1 pseudogene is annotated in these 398 nt (G+C 66.1%); it reads left to right on the top strand.

From position 1 onward, the window contains the following. Positions 1 to 132 precede the first annotated feature (132 nt). Positions 133 to 398 (top strand): annotated as a pseudogene (locus AB4Z27_RS29725) (cysteine hydrolase); the annotation flags it as partial.

Raw genomic sequence — 398 nt, 5'->3', positions numbered from 1 at the left:
GTGATGAAGCCAATGTAAGGGGAAGGCTGGCCGCGCCTGTGCAGCCCCCGCACAAATCCTGTGCGGCGCATGGCGTTGTAGTGCAGCGTGGCGGTACCTAGACTGGCGCCTCTTTCCTGAGGAGCCTGTTGCATGAACTTCCATCTGCCGCGCTATTTGCGCTTCGCCACCGTCGGGGTTTCGCTGGCTGTTTCGGTCGGGGTAGCCGCTGCCGGGCCGAACCCGCACCCCAGTATCCGCGCGATTCTCGGCGCCCAGCCCATCGACCATCTCGAGGCCAGCACCACCGCGCTGGTCATCATCGACTTCCAGAAGGAATACTTCTCCGGCCGGCTGCCCATCCCGGACGGCCGGCGTGCGCTGGCGCAGGCGCAGCGGCTGGTGGCGTTCGCGGATCA

The organism is Cupriavidus sp. KB_39 (assembly GCF_052114485.1).
Classification (GTDB): Bacteria; Pseudomonadota; Gammaproteobacteria; order Burkholderiales; family Burkholderiaceae; genus Cupriavidus.
This window is presented reverse-complemented; position numbering and strand designations above follow the sequence as displayed.